General features: G+C 65.9%; 23 protein-coding genes. 3 read left to right on the forward strand and 20 right to left on the reverse strand.

Features of this window, described 5'->3' with window-relative positions:
• The 4 genes from H5T74_02655 to H5T74_02670 form a co-directional block, all read right to left on the reverse strand.
• Positions 1-1,356 carry a phosphoglucosamine mutase gene (locus H5T74_02655; protein ID MBC7229279.1) on the reverse strand — a complete coding sequence of 452 codons (1,356 nt, stop codon included), beginning with the start codon at positions 1,354-1,356 and terminating at the stop codon, positions 1-3.
• A 182-nt stretch (positions 1,357-1,538) separates the two neighbouring features.
• Entirely contained in the window at positions 1,539-1,931 is a 393-nt protein-coding gene (gene rpsI, locus H5T74_02660; protein ID MBC7229280.1) for a 30S ribosomal protein S9, read from the reverse strand.
• A gap of 21 nt (positions 1,932-1,952) precedes the next feature.
• Positions 1,953-2,393, reverse strand: a complete 441-nt coding sequence (gene rplM / locus H5T74_02665; protein ID MBC7229281.1) for a 50S ribosomal protein L13 — start codon at positions 2,391-2,393, stop codon at positions 1,953-1,955.
• A 349-nt stretch (positions 2,394-2,742) separates the two neighbouring features.
• Complete coding sequence (locus H5T74_02670; GenBank protein MBC7229282.1) at positions 2,743-3,819, reverse strand: bifunctional phosphoglucose/phosphomannose isomerase; 1,077 nt, start codon at positions 3,817-3,819, stop codon at positions 2,743-2,745.
• 169 nt (positions 3,820-3,988) lie between these two features.
• Here H5T74_02670 and manB point away from each other — a divergent pair, with 169 nt between their 5' ends.
• On the forward strand, positions 3,989-5,332 hold the full coding sequence (gene manB / locus H5T74_02675; GenBank protein ID MBC7229283.1) for a phosphomannomutase/phosphoglucomutase: 1,344 nt from the start codon (positions 3,989-3,991) through the stop codon (positions 5,330-5,332).
• A complete protein-coding gene (locus H5T74_02680; protein MBC7229284.1) occupies positions 5,329-6,051 on the forward strand; it encodes a hypothetical protein in 723 nt (240 codons plus the stop codon). Before manB ends, H5T74_02680 begins: the two co-directional genes overlap by 4 nt.
• Positions 6,052-6,252: 201 nt before the next feature.
• Here H5T74_02680 and truA read toward each other — a convergent pair whose 3' ends face one another.
• Complete coding sequence (gene truA / locus H5T74_02685) at positions 6,253-7,074, reverse strand: tRNA pseudouridine(38-40) synthase TruA (protein MBC7229285.1); 822 nt, start codon at positions 7,072-7,074, stop codon at positions 6,253-6,255.
• A 242-nt stretch (positions 7,075-7,316) separates the two neighbouring features.
• Here truA and H5T74_02690 point away from each other — a divergent pair, with 242 nt between their 5' ends.
• Positions 7,317-7,532, forward strand: a complete 216-nt coding sequence (locus tag H5T74_02690) for a hypothetical protein (protein MBC7229286.1) — start codon at positions 7,317-7,319, stop codon at positions 7,530-7,532.
• A gap of 176 nt (positions 7,533-7,708) precedes the next feature.
• Here the strand turns inward: H5T74_02690 and rplQ are convergent, their stop codons facing one another.
• From rplQ to rplF, 15 genes are all read right to left on the reverse strand, one after another.
• The gene (gene rplQ / locus H5T74_02695) at positions 7,709-8,059 is read right to left on the reverse strand and encodes a 50S ribosomal protein L17 (GenBank protein ID MBC7229287.1); all 351 of its coding nucleotides are present in this window, start codon (positions 8,057-8,059) and stop codon (positions 7,709-7,711) included.
• Positions 8,060-8,096: 37 nt separating this feature from the next.
• Positions 8,097-9,035 carry a DNA-directed RNA polymerase subunit alpha gene (locus tag H5T74_02700; GenBank protein MBC7229288.1) on the reverse strand — a complete coding sequence of 313 codons (939 nt, stop codon included), beginning with the start codon at positions 9,033-9,035 and terminating at the stop codon, positions 8,097-8,099.
• Between the two features lie 80 nt (positions 9,036-9,115).
• Complete coding sequence (rpsD, locus tag H5T74_02705) at positions 9,116-9,742, reverse strand: 30S ribosomal protein S4 (GenBank protein ID MBC7229289.1); 627 nt, start codon at positions 9,740-9,742, stop codon at positions 9,116-9,118.
• A gap of 12 nt (positions 9,743-9,754) precedes the next feature.
• Entirely contained in the window at positions 9,755-10,156 is a 402-nt protein-coding gene (gene rpsK, locus H5T74_02710) for a 30S ribosomal protein S11 (protein MBC7229290.1), read from the reverse strand.
• A 40-nt stretch (positions 10,157-10,196) separates the two neighbouring features.
• A complete protein-coding gene (gene rpsM / locus H5T74_02715) occupies positions 10,197-10,571 on the reverse strand; it encodes a 30S ribosomal protein S13 (protein MBC7229291.1) in 375 nt (124 codons plus the stop codon).
• Between the two features lie 21 nt (positions 10,572-10,592).
• Positions 10,593-10,706, reverse strand: a complete 114-nt coding sequence (gene rpmJ, locus H5T74_02720; GenBank protein MBC7229292.1) for a 50S ribosomal protein L36 — start codon at positions 10,704-10,706, stop codon at positions 10,593-10,595.
• Between the two features lie 31 nt (positions 10,707-10,737).
• Positions 10,738-10,959 carry a translation initiation factor IF-1 gene (infA, locus tag H5T74_02725; GenBank protein MBC7229293.1) on the reverse strand — a complete coding sequence of 74 codons (222 nt, stop codon included), beginning with the start codon at positions 10,957-10,959 and terminating at the stop codon, positions 10,738-10,740.
• A gap of 105 nt (positions 10,960-11,064) precedes the next feature.
• The gene (map, locus tag H5T74_02730) at positions 11,065-11,814 is read right to left on the reverse strand and encodes a type I methionyl aminopeptidase (protein MBC7229294.1); all 750 of its coding nucleotides are present in this window, start codon (positions 11,812-11,814) and stop codon (positions 11,065-11,067) included.
• Positions 11,815-11,836: 22 nt separating this feature from the next.
• Entirely contained in the window at positions 11,837-12,481 is a 645-nt protein-coding gene (locus H5T74_02735; protein ID MBC7229295.1) for an adenylate kinase, read from the reverse strand.
• 29 nt (positions 12,482-12,510) lie between these two features.
• The gene (gene secY / locus H5T74_02740; GenBank protein ID MBC7229296.1) at positions 12,511-13,779 is read right to left on the reverse strand and encodes a preprotein translocase subunit SecY; all 1,269 of its coding nucleotides are present in this window, start codon (positions 13,777-13,779) and stop codon (positions 12,511-12,513) included.
• Position 13,780: 1 nt separating this feature from the next.
• Positions 13,781-14,224, reverse strand: a complete 444-nt coding sequence (gene rplO / locus H5T74_02745) for a 50S ribosomal protein L15 (GenBank protein MBC7229297.1) — start codon at positions 14,222-14,224, stop codon at positions 13,781-13,783.
• 44 nt (positions 14,225-14,268) lie between these two features.
• Positions 14,269-14,466, reverse strand: a complete 198-nt coding sequence (gene rpmD / locus H5T74_02750; protein MBC7229298.1) for a 50S ribosomal protein L30 — start codon at positions 14,464-14,466, stop codon at positions 14,269-14,271.
• A complete protein-coding gene (gene rpsE / locus H5T74_02755) occupies positions 14,463-14,975 on the reverse strand; it encodes a 30S ribosomal protein S5 (protein ID MBC7229299.1) in 513 nt (170 codons plus the stop codon). Before rpsE ends, rpmD begins: the two co-directional genes overlap by 4 nt.
• A gap of 40 nt (positions 14,976-15,015) precedes the next feature.
• Complete coding sequence (gene rplR / locus H5T74_02760) at positions 15,016-15,378, reverse strand: 50S ribosomal protein L18 (GenBank protein ID MBC7229300.1); 363 nt, start codon at positions 15,376-15,378, stop codon at positions 15,016-15,018.
• A 35-nt stretch (positions 15,379-15,413) separates the two neighbouring features.
• The gene (gene rplF, locus H5T74_02765) at positions 15,414-15,950 is read right to left on the reverse strand and encodes a 50S ribosomal protein L6 (protein MBC7229301.1); all 537 of its coding nucleotides are present in this window, start codon (positions 15,948-15,950) and stop codon (positions 15,414-15,416) included.
• Positions 15,951-15,967 lie beyond the last annotated feature (17 nt).

Raw genomic sequence — 15,967 nt, forward strand, 5'->3', positions numbered from 1 at the left:
TCAGCCCAGCTCCCGCTCCACTAACGCCGCCAGCTCCCGCGCGGCCTCCTCCGCCAGCGCGGCGTCGAGCGCCTCCACCATCACCCGCACCAGGGGCTCGGTGCCCGAAGGGCGCAGGAGCACGCGGCCCCGCTCTCCCAGGCGCTCCTCCCATTCCCGGACCGCCTCAGAGACCCCGCGCGCACCCTCCAGCGCGGACCTGTCCCGCACCCTCACGTTGACCAGCACCTGGGGGACGCGCTCCACCAGTCCTCCCAGGACGGAGAGCCTCTCCCCGCTCTCCACCAGCACCTCCATCAGTTTCAGGGCCGTCACCAGGCCGTCGCCGGTGGTGGCGTGGTCGCCGAAGATGATGTGACCCGACTGCTCGCCTCCCAGGTTCAGCCCTTCCTCGAGCATCTTCTCCAGCACGAAACGGTCACCCACCGCGGTCACGTGCACCTCTATGCCCTCCCTGCGCATGGCGCGGTGGAAGCCGAGGTTGGACATCACCGTGGCCACCAGGGCGTTCTTCCTCAGGCGCCCCGCCGCCTTCATGTGCACCGCGCACAGCGCCATGATGGCGTCTCCGTCCACCAGCTCACCCGACTCGTCCACCGCCAGCAGGCGGTCGGCGTCTCCGTCGAAGGCGAGGCCGAGATCGGCCCCTTTCTCCACCACCGCGCGCTGCAGCCTTTCCGGTCGGGTGGAACCGCAGGCGTGATTGATGTTCCTGCCGTCCGGGTCCACCCCCAGGGCATCCACCTCCGCCCCCAGCCTGCGCAGCACCTCGGGGGCCAGGCGGTAGACGGCGCCGTTGGCGCAGTCCACCACCACCCTCTTCCCCGTGAGGTCGGGGCTGGCCACGGAGAGCAGGTGTTCGAGGTAGAGGTCCTCGGCGTCGCCCCCGTGCACCACGCTTCCCACTTTATCCCCGTCCGGCCTCCCGTCCTCAACCTCGCCGCGCACCAGGGATTCCATGGCCAGCTCCAGCTCGTCCGGCAGCTTGTATCCGGTGCGGTAGAAGAACTTGATGCCGTTGTCGCGCGCCGGGTTGTGCGAGGCGGAGATCACCGCCCCCGCGTCGGCGCCCTTGGCTCGCGTGAGATAGGCCACCGCCGGGGTGGGGATGACCCCCAGGCACTCCACCCGCCCACCGCAGGAGCATATCCCCGCCGCCAACGCGGACTCCAGCATGGTCCCGGAGATGCGCGTATCCCGGCCGATGACCAGGAAGGGGTGGGCGTTCCCCGAGGCCAGCACCTTCACCGCCGCGTATCCCACGCGCATGGCCAGTTCCGGCGTGAGCTCCAGGTTCGCGATACCCCTTATGCCGTCGGTGCCGAAAAGCCGAAGCCCCCCAACGCTATCCCGCATGGCATTCTCCCCTTTTTTCATACCAGGACTATAGCACCCGCTCTTTCGGCCCTTCAAGAAACGCCCCGCCGAGAAAGAAAGGAACGCCGCTCCGCTCCGGGCCGGCTCCGCCGGACACGAGAATCTCCCCATGGAAGAGCTTGGCGGCGTGCCCTTTCAGCGCGTAGTGAGGACGTGGGGGATCAGCGCTTGGAGAACTGCGGGCGCTTGCGTGCCTTCTTGAGGCCGTACTTCTTGCGCTCCTTCATGCGCGGGTCGCGCCTCAGCAGCCCCGCCTTCTTGAGATCGGTGCGGAGGGTCTCGTCGCAATCCACCAACGCACGTGCGATGCCGTGGCTCAGCGCGCCCGCCTGCCCCGAGATGCCTCCACCCTTGATGGTGGCCTTGACGCAGTAACGCCCCTTGCTCGCCGCCACCTCCAGGGGCTGCATGATCTGGTAGCGCAGGGTCGGGCGGGGGAAATATTCCTCCAGGCTCTTCCCGTTGATGGAGAACTCCCCCTCCCCGGGGTACAGCCATACCCTGGCCACCGCCTCTTTCCGCCTTCCCGTGCCGTATCCCAGATGCTGAGGCAAAGGGGTTCACCCGCCCTTTCTTCAAGCTCTCGAGGCCAACTCGATCTGCTCGGGCTTCTGCGCCTGGTGGGGATGGTCGGGGCCCGCGTAGACGTGCAGTTTCTTGAGCATGGCCCTTCCGAGGCGGTTCTTGGGCAGCATGCCCTTCACCGCCTTTTCCACCACCATCTCCGGCTTTTCCCTCAGGAGCACCTCGTAGGAGGTCTCCTTGAGCCCGCCGGGATAGCCCGAATGCCGGTAATGTACCTTGTCCCGCAGCTTGTTGCCGGTGAGCACGACCTTGTCCGCGTTGACCACCACCACGTGATCGCCCACGTCCAGGTGGGTGGTGAAGATGGGCTTGTTCTTTCCCCTGAGGATCCTGGCGACCTCCGCCGCCAGCCTCCCCAGGACCATGCCCTCGGCGTCCACCAGGTACCATGACCTGGTTATATCGGCCTTTTTCACGCTGTAGGTCTTCATGCTCCTCGCGCGTTCCGTCCCGTCCCGTTCATTGCACGACAAGCAATAATGATAGAGGGGTGCCCCATCCCTGTCAAGCGACCCTCGCCCTCGTTTCCCTCACCCCGAGCTCGCGCTCCCGAAGGCCGGGCTGCATCCCGGGGACGGACCGCTCGGGCAGGTGAAAACCCGTCTCGTAACTTCTCCCCGGCTTCTCCCACGCGCCTTTGCATTCCCGCGGCCGTGCGGCCGAGAGCCGCAGGGACGCGGCTGCGCCCGGAGGCGGTCGTTCACGGCCCCCGGCGGCCATGCGTTCCCCCCATCGGCTCCGATAAGGGACGGTAGCCTCCCAAGACCTCCGGGGTACCCTTCAGCCCTCGGCGGCCATGCGCTCCTTGAGCAGGGTTATGACCTCCACGGGAGTGGGGTCCACGCCGTTGAGCACCGCGAGGTAGGCGCTCACGAAATCCCCCAGGTGGATGGCGCTGAAAAGACGCTCGGTGCGCGTGCCTCCCCCCACCCGCAGCACCGTCACGCCCCCCACCTTTTCCCGCAGCAGGTCCGCGGTTATCTCCACCCTCTTGGCCACCCTGGAGGCATCGTCCTCCTCCGCCAGGAAGATCGCCTCCACTCTCCTGGCATGATCATCCAGGGCGTGCCACCCCACGATCTCGTTATGGTTCATCTCCGGAAGGGCGTGGCAGAAGGCGGGCACCTTGGAGTTCTCGTTGAACTGGCACTTCCAGCGGTATGCCGCCACCGAGAGGATCCCCTCCACGCCGTAGATGACCGGGACCTTGCCACGCAGCCGCACCGCGAGCTGCTTGGCGAAGTTCCTCTCCAGGGGGGAGAGGCGCCCCCACTGCTCCCCTTTGCCGCGCAGGGCCTCCGCCGTCTCGTGGGCCACCCTGGTGAAACCCTGGATAAGCCCCATCCTCTCCATGGCCGCGGCGGCGGTGAGTGACAGGTAGCCGAGGGCCGCCCTGGGCTGCAGCCCCCCGGGCACCAGCAGGGCGGGAAAGCGGTTTGCGCGCGCCCTCTCGAGCAGTTTCCCCCCCGTGGTCAGCACCAGCACCTTGCAGCCCAGGTACACCGCGTCGTCCAGGGCGGAGAGGGTCTCCTCCGTGTTGCCCGAGTAGCTCACGAAGACGGCGAGGGTGTCCGGACCCAGCAGGCTGGGAAGGCGGTAGGAGCGGTGCACGCTCATGGGCATCCCCACCACGTCCTCGAGCAGCGCCCTCAGGATGTCCCCGCCGATGGCGGAACCGCCCATGCCCACGAAGGCCACCCGGGATATCCCCTCCGCCGCCGGGAGCTCCGGCGCATCCCTCCCTATGCCCAGCGCCTCCGCGCACTGGCGGGGGAAGTCCTCGATGGCCGCGAGCATCCCTCCGGGATCCATTTCGCCCAGGGCCATAACGTCGTCAAGGTTCACCGGCTCATGCATGAATACCCCCTCACAAGACCATCGCTCCCGATACCCGGGCCTCCGCGTCCCGGCCCCCCGAGGGGGACCGGCGACGGAGCCTCGAAAAGACGCCGCCGGCCTCCGCCGCACCGCCGTGGCGCGCCATCCGGCTATGGTAGAATTCTAGCATGCATGAAAGGAGGCCGGCGTGAAAGAAGTGCATCCCGGGATCTTCAAGGCCTATGACGTGAGAGGGGTGTATCCAGAGGAGATCGACGAGGAGGTGGCCTACCGCATCGGCAGGGCTTTCGTCACCTTCCTGGGGGAGCGGAGTATCGTCACCGGCAGGGACATGCGGCTCTCCTCCCCTTCCCTCTCCCGGGCCTTCATCGAGGGCGCCACGGACCAGGGCGCGGACGTCACCGATATCGGACTCTGCTCCACGGACATGCTCTACTTCGCCTCCGGGGCCCTGGACATGCCCGGCGCCATGTTCACCGCCTCCCACAACCCCAAGGAGTACAACGGCCTCAAGCTCTGCCGCCGCAGGGCGGCGCCCATCAGCATGGACACCGGCATCGCCGAGATAAGGGACCTGGTGCTGTCGGGGGAGTTCCCGCCGGCCTCCGCCAGAGGCGCAGTCACCGAGACGGACATGCTGGAGCGCTACGTGGAACACGTCCTCGGCTTCATCTCCGTGTCCTCGCTCCGCCCCCTGAAGGTGGTGGCCGACGCGGGCAACGGCATGGCGGGCATGATCCTACCGGCTCTATTCGAGCGCCTTCCCTGCGAGCTGGTGCCCCATTGTTTCGAGCTCGACGGTTCCTTCCCCCACCACCAGCCGGACCCCATAAATCCCGAGAACATCCGCCTCCTCTCGGCGTGGGTCCTGGAGGCACGGGGGGACCTGGGCATGGCCTTCGACGGCGACGCCGACCGCGTCTTCCTGGTCGACGACCGGGGAGATCCCGTCAGCGGCTCGCTCACCACCGCCATGGTAGCCAGGCGCATACTGGAGACCAATCCGGGGGAGAAGATCATCTACAACTGCATCAACAGCTGGGTGGTGCCGGAGACCATACGCGCTCACGGGGGCATCCCCATCCGCGAGCGGGTGGGACACTCGTTCATCAAGCAGACCATGGCGGAGACGGGGGCGGTCTTCGCCGGGGAGCATTCCGGGCATTACTACTTCCGCGACAACTACCGCGCTGACTCGGGGCTCATCGCCGCCATGTTCATCCTGGAGATCGTGAGCCTTGAGGGCAAGCCGCTCTCCGAGATCCTTGCGCCCTTCCGGAAATATCACGCCTCGGGAGAGATCAACAGCCGCGTGGAGGACATCCCGGCCAAGCTCGAGGATATAGCGCGGACCTATTCCCATGGCAGGGTGGACAGGCTGGACGGCGTCACGGTGGAGTTCGAGGACTGGTGGTTCAACGTGCGTCCCTCCAACACCGAGCCCCTCCTGCGCCTCAACCTGGAGGCGAAGAGCCGGGAGCTCATGGAGGAGAAACGAGACGAGGTGCTGGCGGTGATCCGCTCGCGATGATCCGCTTCCGCTCCATCTCTGCCGCATGCCTCGTCCTTCTCGCCGCCCTCGTATTCCCTGCAGGCTGCGGCACGCCCCGCGACGGCGAAGAGGCGGCCCTGCGCGGAGAGGCCCTCTCCTCGCTGCAAAGGCTGGCGGAAACCCCGGCTTTCCGCTACCGCCTGCGCCTGGAGAGCATGGTGGGGGTCTCCGGCCAGACCGTCTCGGGAGAGGAGAGATGCGAGGGCTCGCGCACCCCAGCGGGGTTCACCCTCTCCCTCGCCCGCTCCACGCCCGTGGGCGAGGAGGGATCCGTTCTGCTGGAGACCGGCGGACGCCGCTTCAGGCAGGAGGGCGAGACCTGGAAGGAGTCTGAGGACGCGGCATGGAACCCGCTCTACGACCCCCTTTCCTTCACCGGCGTGGCGAGACATGTGCAGTCGGCGGTCCTGGAGGGAGAGGAGGAAAGGGGCGGCGTATGGTACAGGCGCCTCCTGCTGCGCCTGGATCCCTCCGCGGCCGGGGACCTCCTCACCGCGGGTACCTGGTCCTATTTCTCCCACCTGCGCTACGAGCTCTTCCTGCGGCTCTGGGCAGGGGACGCCGCCTCCCCTCCCCTCTCGCTGCAGCTGGAGGTGCTGGCATACGACCCCGCCGAGAACCTCCTGCGCTACCGCATGCTCGCCACCCTCGAGCCCTACGACCTGGGGGCAGCGGACATCTCGCTCCCACAGCCGTGAGCCGGGATCCCGAGACGGTCGCGTTCCAGGAAGCCCTTTCCGGCTCATGGAGCCGCATATAGAATGCGGCGGTCAGGACCGGGAAACCGTGCCTGTGTCCGGGGCATCCTGATGAAGAGACGCTGCATCATCGATGTCGCTGGAAATAATATGCAGCGAATACCTGCGAACAGCGAGGGGCTCCCTTCTCCGTCCCACGGTTCAGGATGATCCCGGCGGGCCATTCTCCGCCGATGCGGATGGGCTGCGCGACATCCTCGACCCCAGGCCGGCGGAAGGGAATACCCACCCCGGGTAATACACCTTCTCCAGGAAAAGGCCATGGGGCGGCAGGGCGGGGGCGCCGTGGTCACACTCCCCGCTCTCCAGCACCTCGCGGAAGCGGGCCGGAGCCCACCTTCCCCTCCCTACCTCCAGGAGCGCGCCGCAGATCATGCGCATCATCATCCAGGCGAAGGCGTTGGCCTTCACCCTGATGCACATCAGTCCTCCCGCCGCCTCCAGGCAGGCCTCATATACCTCCCGCACCGTCGACTTCCCCTCCTCCCGCCGGCAGAAGGGCGCGAAGTCGTGCACCCCGGCCAGGGCCTGCAGGGCCTCCCGCATGCGCCCCTCGTCGAGGACTCCGCGGTGATGGTGCACATACCTCCGCGTGAAGGGAGAGGGGTGGCCGCCCGCCTGGATATAGTAGGCGTATTCCCTGGCCAGGGCGCTCCTGCGCGCGTGGAAATCACCGGGCGCCTCCGCAGCCTCAAGCACCGCGATGTCCGGCGGCAGCAGCGAGTTCAAAGCGAGGGGCAGCCGCTCCACCCCCACCTTCAAGGCCGCGCGGAAGCTCACCACCTGCCCCCTGGCATGCACGCCGGCATCGGTGCGGCCCGCCGCGTACAGGGGGCCCTCCAGCACCGCCACCTTGCCCAGGGCCTCCTCGAGGGCGCCCTGGATGGTGGACAGTCCCGGCTGCCTCTGAAAGCCGTGATAGCCGGTCCCGTCGTATTCCAGCACCAGCAGATGGTTGGCCATGCAAAGATTCTACCACCGCGCCTTCCGCACACGGCCCCGTCGCCGAAAACCGCGGTGCCGCGACAGGTCCAACGCCGTCTCCAACCGCATCCTGGAGATCGCCGGGAACCTCTTTGACATCTCCCTTCCCACCCCGGAGGCGGAGCTTGACTCGAGCGAGGAGGGAAATTCCGGTTCCGCCTCGGAGACCGGCCCTCCGACCTGGAGACTCCGACCTGGAGACGATCATCGGCACCGTGGCGATGTCCCTTCCCGCGAAGCACTCTCACCGCCTGCCGCGCAAGAGCAAAAAGGAGGATCTGCTCATGCTCTTCGACCGCCACTGCGGAAGGGTGCGCTGCGACTTCTACCTGCGCCTGCAGAAAAGCGTCAACGCCCTCATCTGCGCCGTGGACGAGGCGATCGGGAGACCCTGGACATCGTCGAGGCAGGGATCGCGAGGGCGGTGGAGCAGTTGAGCACACGGAGGACAGGGATATCGAGGCCGCCCTGCAGGACCTGCGGGAACGCAAGAAACGGCTGCGCTCCGCCCGTGTACGGCTGTAACGGCTGCTGCGCCGACCTCCTCGTCCCGATCAGCCCCGCGGGAAGGCGCCTCGGGCCCGCGAAGCGGTCGTCATGGGGTGGGGGGGTATCAGACGAACTCTATGACCGCCATGGGTGCCGCGTCTCCCTGCCGGTAGCCGGTCTTCACCACCCGGCAGTATCCTCCTTCGCGGTCCTCGTAGCGGGGCCCGATCTCGTCGAAGAGCTTGTGCACGATGTCGCGGTCGGGGATGATGGCCAGGGCCTGGCGCCTGGCGTGCAGGTCGCCGCGCTTGGCCAGCCCCACCAGCTTCTCCACCAGGGGCTGGACTTCCTTGGCCTTCGCCTGCGTGGTCTCTATCTTCTCGTGCTCGATCACCGCCCTGGCCAGGTTGGCCAGGATGGCCCTCTGGTGGGATGCGCTCCCGCCCAGCCTTCTTCCTTTCTTGGGTTGCGGCATGTCTGTTACCTCTCGTATCCCTGCTCGCCGGCGCCGCTCACTCCTTGGAGCGCAGGGAAAGCCCCCTCTTGGCGAGCTTCTCCTTCACGTCCTCGATGGAACGCGCCCCGAAGCTGCGCAGCGCCAGGAGGTCGTCTTCCGTCTTCTCTATCAGCTGGCCCAGGGTGCTTATGCCCCCGCGGTGGAGGCAGTTGAGCACGCGCACCGGCAGCTCCAGCTCCTCTATGGAGACCTGGAGCTCTTTCCCGGAACCCGCCGGCACGGGAGGTCCGAAGATCCCCCCCTCGTCCGCGACCTCCTCCCCTTCCGCGAGGGAGGAGAAGATGGCGATGTGTCCCGACAGCACCTGCGCCGCCTTCACCAGGGCTTCCTGTGCGTTTATGCTGCCGTCGGTATACACCTCCAGGATGAGGCGGTCGTAGTCGGTGCGCTGACCCACGCGGGTGTTCTCCACCTGGTAGGAAACGCGCACCACGGGCGAGAACATGGCGTCCAGGGGGATGGTGCCCGCCACCTCGCGATATCCTCCCAGATGCTCCGCGGCCACGTATCCGCGGCCCTTGCGCGCCGCCATCTCCGCCTTCAGCCGTCCCTTGCCGTTCAGGGTGCAGATCTTGAGGTCCGGGTTTATTATCTCCACCCCCGCGGGGACCTGGATGTCTCCCGCCGTGACCGTCTTCGGTCCCGTGACGTCGAGGGACAGCGCGTAGGCCCCCTCCCCATCGATCTTCAGGATCACGCTCTTGAGGTTGAGGATGATGTCCATGACGTCCTCTTTGACCCCCTCGATGGCGGTGAACTCGTGCACCACCCCCTCGATGCGTACCGAGGTTATCGCCGCTCCCGGGATGGAGGAGAGAAGCACGCGACGCATGGAGTTCCCAAGGGTGTGCCCCAGCCCCCTCTCCAGGGGCTCCACGATGAACCTGCCGTAGGAGTCCTCGAGTTTGTCCACCACGACATGGGGTTTCTGCATCTCAAGAACCAAGACCAGTTCCCTCCTTGTGTGGGCCCGTCTCCGCGGACCCGCCTCTACCTGAGACTCTCACCTTATATTTACTTTGAATAGAGCTCCACGATGAGGTGTTCCTTGATCGGAAGCTCTATGTCCTCGCGCCTGGGCTGGGCCGTGACCTCCACCCGCCGCTTGTCGTGATCCACCTTCAGCCAGGGAATCACGGGCCGCCCCTCCGCGTATTTCACCGCCTGCAACACCCGCGCGGCGTCTCTGCTCTTCTCCTTGAGCTCCACCACGTCCCCCACCCTGAGCTGGTAGGAGGGGATGTTGACCTTGCGCCCGTTCACGGTGACGTGCCCGTGGCGGACCAGCTGCCGGGCATCCTTGCGCGACGTCGCCAGCCCCCCGCGGTAGACCACGTTGTCGAGCCTGGTCTCCAGGAGGAAGAGCAGGTTCTCGCCGGTGATGCCTTTCTGGCGCGAGGCCTTTCCGTAATAGCGGCGGAACTGCCTCTCCAGCACCCCGTATATGCGCTTCGCCTTCTGCTTCTCGCGCAGCTGCAGCAGGTATTCCGTCTCCTTCACCCTTCCCCGCCCGTGCTCGCCGGGCGGATAGGGCCGCCTCTCCATGGCGCACTTATCGCTCTCGCAACGCGGCCCCTTGAGGAAGAGCTTCTCGCCCTCCCTGCGGCACTGCTTGCACGACGGATCGGTGTTCCTCGCCATCTCCTCGCCCCTCTACACTCTTCTTCTCTTCTTGGGACGGCAGCCGTTGTGCGGCTGCGGCGTCTCATCGGTGATGCTCGCTACCTCCAGTCCGTTGGCCTGCAGCGTCCTGATGGCGGTCTCGCGCCCCGACCCCGGACCCTTCACGAAGACGTCGACTCTCTTCATGCCGAACTCTTGCGCCGCCCTCCTGGCCACGTTCTCCGCCGCCTGCTGCGCGGCGAAGGGGGTGCTCTTGCGCGAACCCTTGAACCCCACCGTTCCCGAGCTGCTCCAGGTCAGGGTGTCTCCGTTCTTATCGGTGATGGTGATGATGGTGTTGTTGAAGGTCGACTTGATGTGCGCCTCGCCATGCAGCACCGTCTTCTTCTCTTTCCTCTTGCCTCTTCCTCTTCCCCTCGCAGGCCTGGCCAAATCTCAACCTCCTGTCAGGTCGCGCCGCCCTCTCCGGCGCCTACTTCTTCTTCCTCTTCACGCCCACCGTCTTGCGCGGCCCCTTGCGGGTTCGGGCGTTGGTGTGGGTACGCTGGCCGCGCACCGGCAACCCCATGCGGTGGCGCAGCCCCTGATAGCACCCGATCTCCATCTTGCGCTTGATGTTCTGGGCCACCTCACGCCTCAGGTCTCCCTCCACCTTGAGGTTCTGGTCTATGTAGCTGCGCAGGCGCACCACCTCCTCGTCGGTGAGGTTGCGCACCTTGGTGTCGGGGTCTATGCGGCAGTTCTGCAGGATGGCCTTGGAGGTGGACCTGCCCACCCCGTAGATATAGGTGAGGGCGATCTCCACCCTCTTGTCCCTCGGTAGATCAACGCCTGCTATACGCGCCAATTCGACATACCTCCCCCGGGCTCATCCCTGCCGCTGCTTGTGGCGCGGGTTCTGACATATAACCAGCACCTTGCCGTGGCGGCGGATGATCTTGCATTTATCGCACATCTTCTTGACCGACGCTCTGACCTTCATCTGCGCTGCGACCTTTCCCAATCCCGCCGTATCACTTGTACCTGTACACGATGCGCCCCCGGGTCAGGTCGTAGGGAGATATCTCCACCACCACCTTGTCGCCGGGCAGGATGCGGATGTAGTGCATCCTCATCTTGCCGGAAATGTGCGCCAGTATCTTGTGCCCGTTCGCCAGCTCCACCTTGAACATGGCGTTGGGAAGCGGCTCCAGCACCGTCCCCTCGACCTCTACGGCGCCTTCTTTCCTGGCCAATCCTCACTCTCCTCGCGCCGCCCTCACCTCACGGGAGGAGCGCATATGTTTTTCGCACCAGAATTTATATACTAACAAAACATCATCTTTTCGTCCAATCGCCCTTCAGGGCAGGGTCAGCACCACCGGGCCCTCCTCGGTGACCGCTACGGTGTGCTCAAAATGCGCGGAGAGAGTGCCGTCCACGGTGCGTACCGTCCAGCCGTCCTCTCCGTCCACCTCCACCTCGTAGCTTCCCTCGTTGACCATGGGCTCCAGCGCGAAGGTCATCCCCGCCTCCAGGAGCGGCCCCCTCCCGGCGGGCCCGAAGTTGGGTATCTGCGGCTCCTCGTGCATCTCCCGGCCGATGCCGTGGCCCACGAACTGCACCACCACCGAAAACCCCCCCGCCTCCACCGTGCGCTGGATGGCGTTGGAAACGTCTCCCAGGCGGTTGCCGCGCCGGCAGGCGCGGATCCCCGCCCGCAGGGCCTCCTCAGTGACCTCCATGAGCTTCCTGGCCACCTCGCCAACCTCGCCCACCGCGTAGGTGCGCGCCGCGTCGGCGTGGTATCCTTCCAGGATCACCCCCACGTCCACCCCGATGATGTCCCCTTCCCTGAGGCGCTCGCGCCCGGGTATGCCGTGCACCACCACGTCGTTGATGGAGGTGCATATGGAGGCGGGGAATCCCCGGTACCCTAGGAAGGACGGCGTACCGCCCCGTCCGCGGATGTACTCGTCCGCCAGCTCGTTCAGGGTCTCCGTCCTCGTGCCCGGCCTGATATGCTTTTCCAGCATCTCGAGCACGCCCGCCACCACGCGACCCGCCTCTCTCATCCTCGCTATCTCGTCATGGGATTTCCTGATGATCATGGGCCCTTCCGCCCGCCCGGCCTCATGCTTCCACCACCGCGCGTATCTCCCGCAGCACCCCCTCCATGGAGGCGGCGCCGTCGATGTCCCTCAAAAGCCCCTCGCGACGGTAGTAATCGACGAGGGGACTTGTCTTGGCCTCGTACTCGCGCAGGCGGGCGCGCACCGTCTCCTCCCGGTCGTCGTCCCGGCAGTAGAGCTCGCCCCCGCAGGCGTCGCAGGTATCCTCCTTCACGGGGGGGTCGAAGAGGAGATGGAAGACCTTTCCGCAGGAACGGCAGGTGCGGCGCGCCGTCAGCCTCTCCACCACCACCTCCTCCGGCACCTGCACGTTGAGCACGTGGTCGATGGCCCTGCCCGTCTCCGCCAGCATGTCCTTGAGGGCGTCGGCCTGGGCCACGGTGCGGGGGAAACCGTCCAGGATGAACCCCTTCTCGCAGTCGGGCTGCGCCAGGCGGTCCCTCACGATCCCGATGACCACCTCGTCGGGGACCAGCTCCCCGCGGTCCATGTATTCCTTTGCTCTGCGCCCCAGCTCCGTGCCCCGCTTGAGGTTGTCCCGGAAGATATCCCCGGTGGAGATGTGGGGCACCCCATAGAGGGCGCTTATCCTCTCCGCCTGGGTCCCCTTCCCGGCCCCCGGCGGCCCCAGCAGCACAAGGTTCATCGCCGTCCTACCTCCCCTTCTCGCGTCCCTTACCTCAAGAAGCCCTCGTAGTGGCGCATCTGGAGCTGCGCCTCGATCTGCTTCATGGTCTCCAGAGCGACGCCGACGATGATCATGATCGCGGCCCCCCCGAAGGGTATCTGCCTGGTGCCGAAGAAGTAGAACATCACCGCCGGGAGCATGGCGATGCACGCCAGGGCGATGGAGCCCGGCAGGGTGATGCGGTTGATGACCTTGCCGAAATACACCGCCGTGGGGGTGCCCGGCCTGATGCCGGGGACGAAGGCGCCGTATTTCTTGAGGTGCTCCGCCTGGGTATAGGGATCGAAGACGATATAGGTGTAGAAGTAGGCGAAGAAGATGATCATGCCGGTGTAGAGGACGAAGTACAGCCAACCCTGCGAGAGGCTCTCCGCGAAGCCCTTGAGGCCGGGGATGAACTGCGCCAGCATGGTGGGGAAGAAGATCACCGAGGAGGCGAAGATGATGGGGATGACCCCGGAGGTGTTTATCTTCAGCGGGATATAGGTGGTGCCTCCCATGGTCATGCGCCTGCCCCGTATCTGCTTGGCGTACTGCACGGGTATGCGCCTCTCCCCCTGGTCGAGGTAGATCACCGCCACGATCACTCCCAGGGACATGGCCGCGGAGATGATGATGCCGTAGACGATGCTGCCGTAGCGCAGCTCCGTCTGGGTGATGAGGGTCTTGAACTCCATGGGGACGCGGGCGATGATGGATGTGAAGATGAGGATGGACATGCCGTTGCCGATGCCCCGTTCCGTGATCAGCTCCCCGAACCACATCAGCAGGGCCATGCCCGCCGTGAGGGTCACGATGATCACGATGCCCTTGAGCCAGGTGAACTGGACTATGGGGACGCCGTCCACGTCCTGGCGCGAGAAGGTATAGACCAGCCCGATGGACTGCATGAGGGCCAGCGCCAGGGTGAGATAGCGCGTGACCTGGGTAATCTTCCGGCGCCCGGACTCGCCCTCCTCCTGCCATTCCTTGAGCTTGGGGATTACCGCCACCAGCATCTCCATGATGATGGCGGAGGTGATGTAGGGCATGATGCCCAGGCCGAAGATGGCCAGTTGGGCCAGGGCGCCCCCGGAGAAAAAGTTGAGGAAGCCGAGGATGCCGCCCTCCTCCACCAGCTTGGAGAGGGCCTGGGTGTTCACGCCGGGGGAGGGGATGGCGCTCCCCAGGCGATAGAGGAGGATGATGAAGAGGGTGAAGAGGATTTTGCGGCGCAGGTCCGCTACCTTGAAGATGTTGCGGAAGGTGCGCAGCAAGCTATACCACCTCTACGCTTCCCCCGGAGGCCTCGATCTTCGCCGCGGCCCCGCGGGTGAAGGCGTGCGCCCTCACCGTGAGCCTGCGCTCGAGCTCCCCCCTTCCCAGGATCTTCACGTCCCTGTCCAGCTTGCGGATCATCCCCTTCTCCACCAGGGACTCGGGGGTGACCACCTCCCCGTCCGCGAAGACGTTCAGCGCCTCCACGTTGACCAGGTGGAACTCCTTCTTCGCCCGCGGCTTGAATCCGCGCAGCTTCGGCACCCGGCGCTGCAGGGGCATCTGGCCGCCCTCGAACCCCACGCGGGTCTTGCCCCGGGCCTTCTGCCCCTTCATGCCCCGGCCGCTGGTCTTGCCGTGCCCGGAGGACCTGCCCCTGCCCACGCGCTTCGGGGCGTGGGCGGACCCCTCCGCCGGCTTCAGGTCGTTTATCTTGAAGGTCATGACATCCTCTCCCGTTCCGTCTCCAAACCCGTGCCCCCGGCGCCTCAATCCTCCAGCCGTTCCACCTTAACCAGGTGGCGCACCCTCTCGATCATCCCCATTATCTCGGGGGTCTCCCTCTGCTCCACGGAGTGGTTCAGTCTCTTCAGACCCAGGGCGCGCACGGTGCGTTTCTGTTTGAGCTGCCTCCCGATGGGGCTGCGGACCAGGGTTATGCGGATCCTGCTCTCCTCCGCGCTCATTCCGCCACCGCCTTCTCGGCCTTGCGTGCCTCCGCTATCCTCATCCTCGCCACGTCCCGCGTGCGGCTTATGGCCTTGAGGCCCTGCACCGTCGCCTTGACCACGTTCACGGGGTTGCGCGATCCGTAGGCCTTGGTGAGCACGTCCTGGATGCCCGAGAGCTCCATCACCGCCCGCACCGGCCCGCCGGCGATGACCCCCGTGCCCTCGCTGGCCGGCTTGAGCAGCACGCGGGAGGACTCGTACTTGCCAACCACCTGGTAGGGTATGGTGGTCCCCCGAGTGGGGACCTTGAATAGGTTCCGCTTCGCCCGCTCCACGCCCTTCTGGATGGCCAGCGGCACCTCCCGCGCCTTGCCGTACCCGTAGCCCACCACGCCTGCCTTGTCCCCGACCACCACCAGGGCGGTGAAGCTGAACCTGCGGCCTCCCTTCACCACCTTGGCGACGCGGTTTATGTCTATGACTCTCTCCTCCAGCTCAAGGACGGTCGGGTCTATCTTGGGCATCTGCAACCTCCGCGCCTCATCTCGCACTCTTCATCTCATCTCAGAACTCCAGGCCGCCTTCGCGCGCCCCCTCGGCCAGGGCCTTCACCCGCCCGTGGTAGAGGTTGCCTCCGCGGTCGAAGACCACCTTCTGCACTCCCTTCTCGCGGGCGCGGGCCGCCACCAGGCGTCCCATCTCCCTGGCCACATCCGTCTTGCTCTTGCCGTCCAGCTCCAGGCCCTTCTCCAGCGAGCAGGCGCTCGCCAGGGTGTGCCCCGCGAGGTCGTCGATGACCTGCGCGTAGATATGACGGTTGCTGCGGAACACGCACAGCCTGGGTCGATCCGGGGTCCCGCTCACCTTCTTGCGCACCCGCCGTTGCCGGCGCGCCCTTCCCGCCTGTCGAGTGTTCTCCTTCTTCATCTTCTCTTCACTCTCTCCGATCTCCGCCAGCGGTCCTACACGGAGGTCTTTCCTGCCTTGCGCCTGATCTGCTCACCCGCGTAACGCACTCCCTTGCCCTTGTAGGGGTCGGGCTTGCGCAGGGCCCTGATCTTGGCCGCCATCTGTCCCACCTGCTGCTTGTCGATACCCTTGATGCGCAGCTTGGTGGGGGTGACCACCTCGAACTCAATGCCCTCCGGGGCCTTCACCAGCACCGGGTGCGAGAAGCCGAGGCTCAACTCTATGTCGCGGTCGCGGGCCACGGCGCGGTAACCCACGCCGTGTATCTCCAGGTTCTTCTCGAAGCCGCTGGTCACCCCCTCCACCATGTTGGCGAGGAGGGAACGCGTGAGGCCGTGCAGGGAGCGGTGGAACCCCACATCCGAGGGCCGCTTCACGAGCAGCCTGTCCTCCTCCATCTCGATGATCATCTCGGGATGGAACTCGCGCGTGAGCTCCCCCTTGGGGCCCTTGACCGTCACCCTGTTGCCCTCTATCCTGACCTCCGTCCCCGGGGGGACGGTTATGGGCGCTCTTCCGATCCTTGACAACTCCAACCTCCGCTTCT

It is taken from the genome of Actinomycetota bacterium (assembly GCA_014360645.1).
GTDB lineage: Bacteria > Actinomycetota > Geothermincolia > Geothermincolales > RBG-13-55-18 > Solincola_B.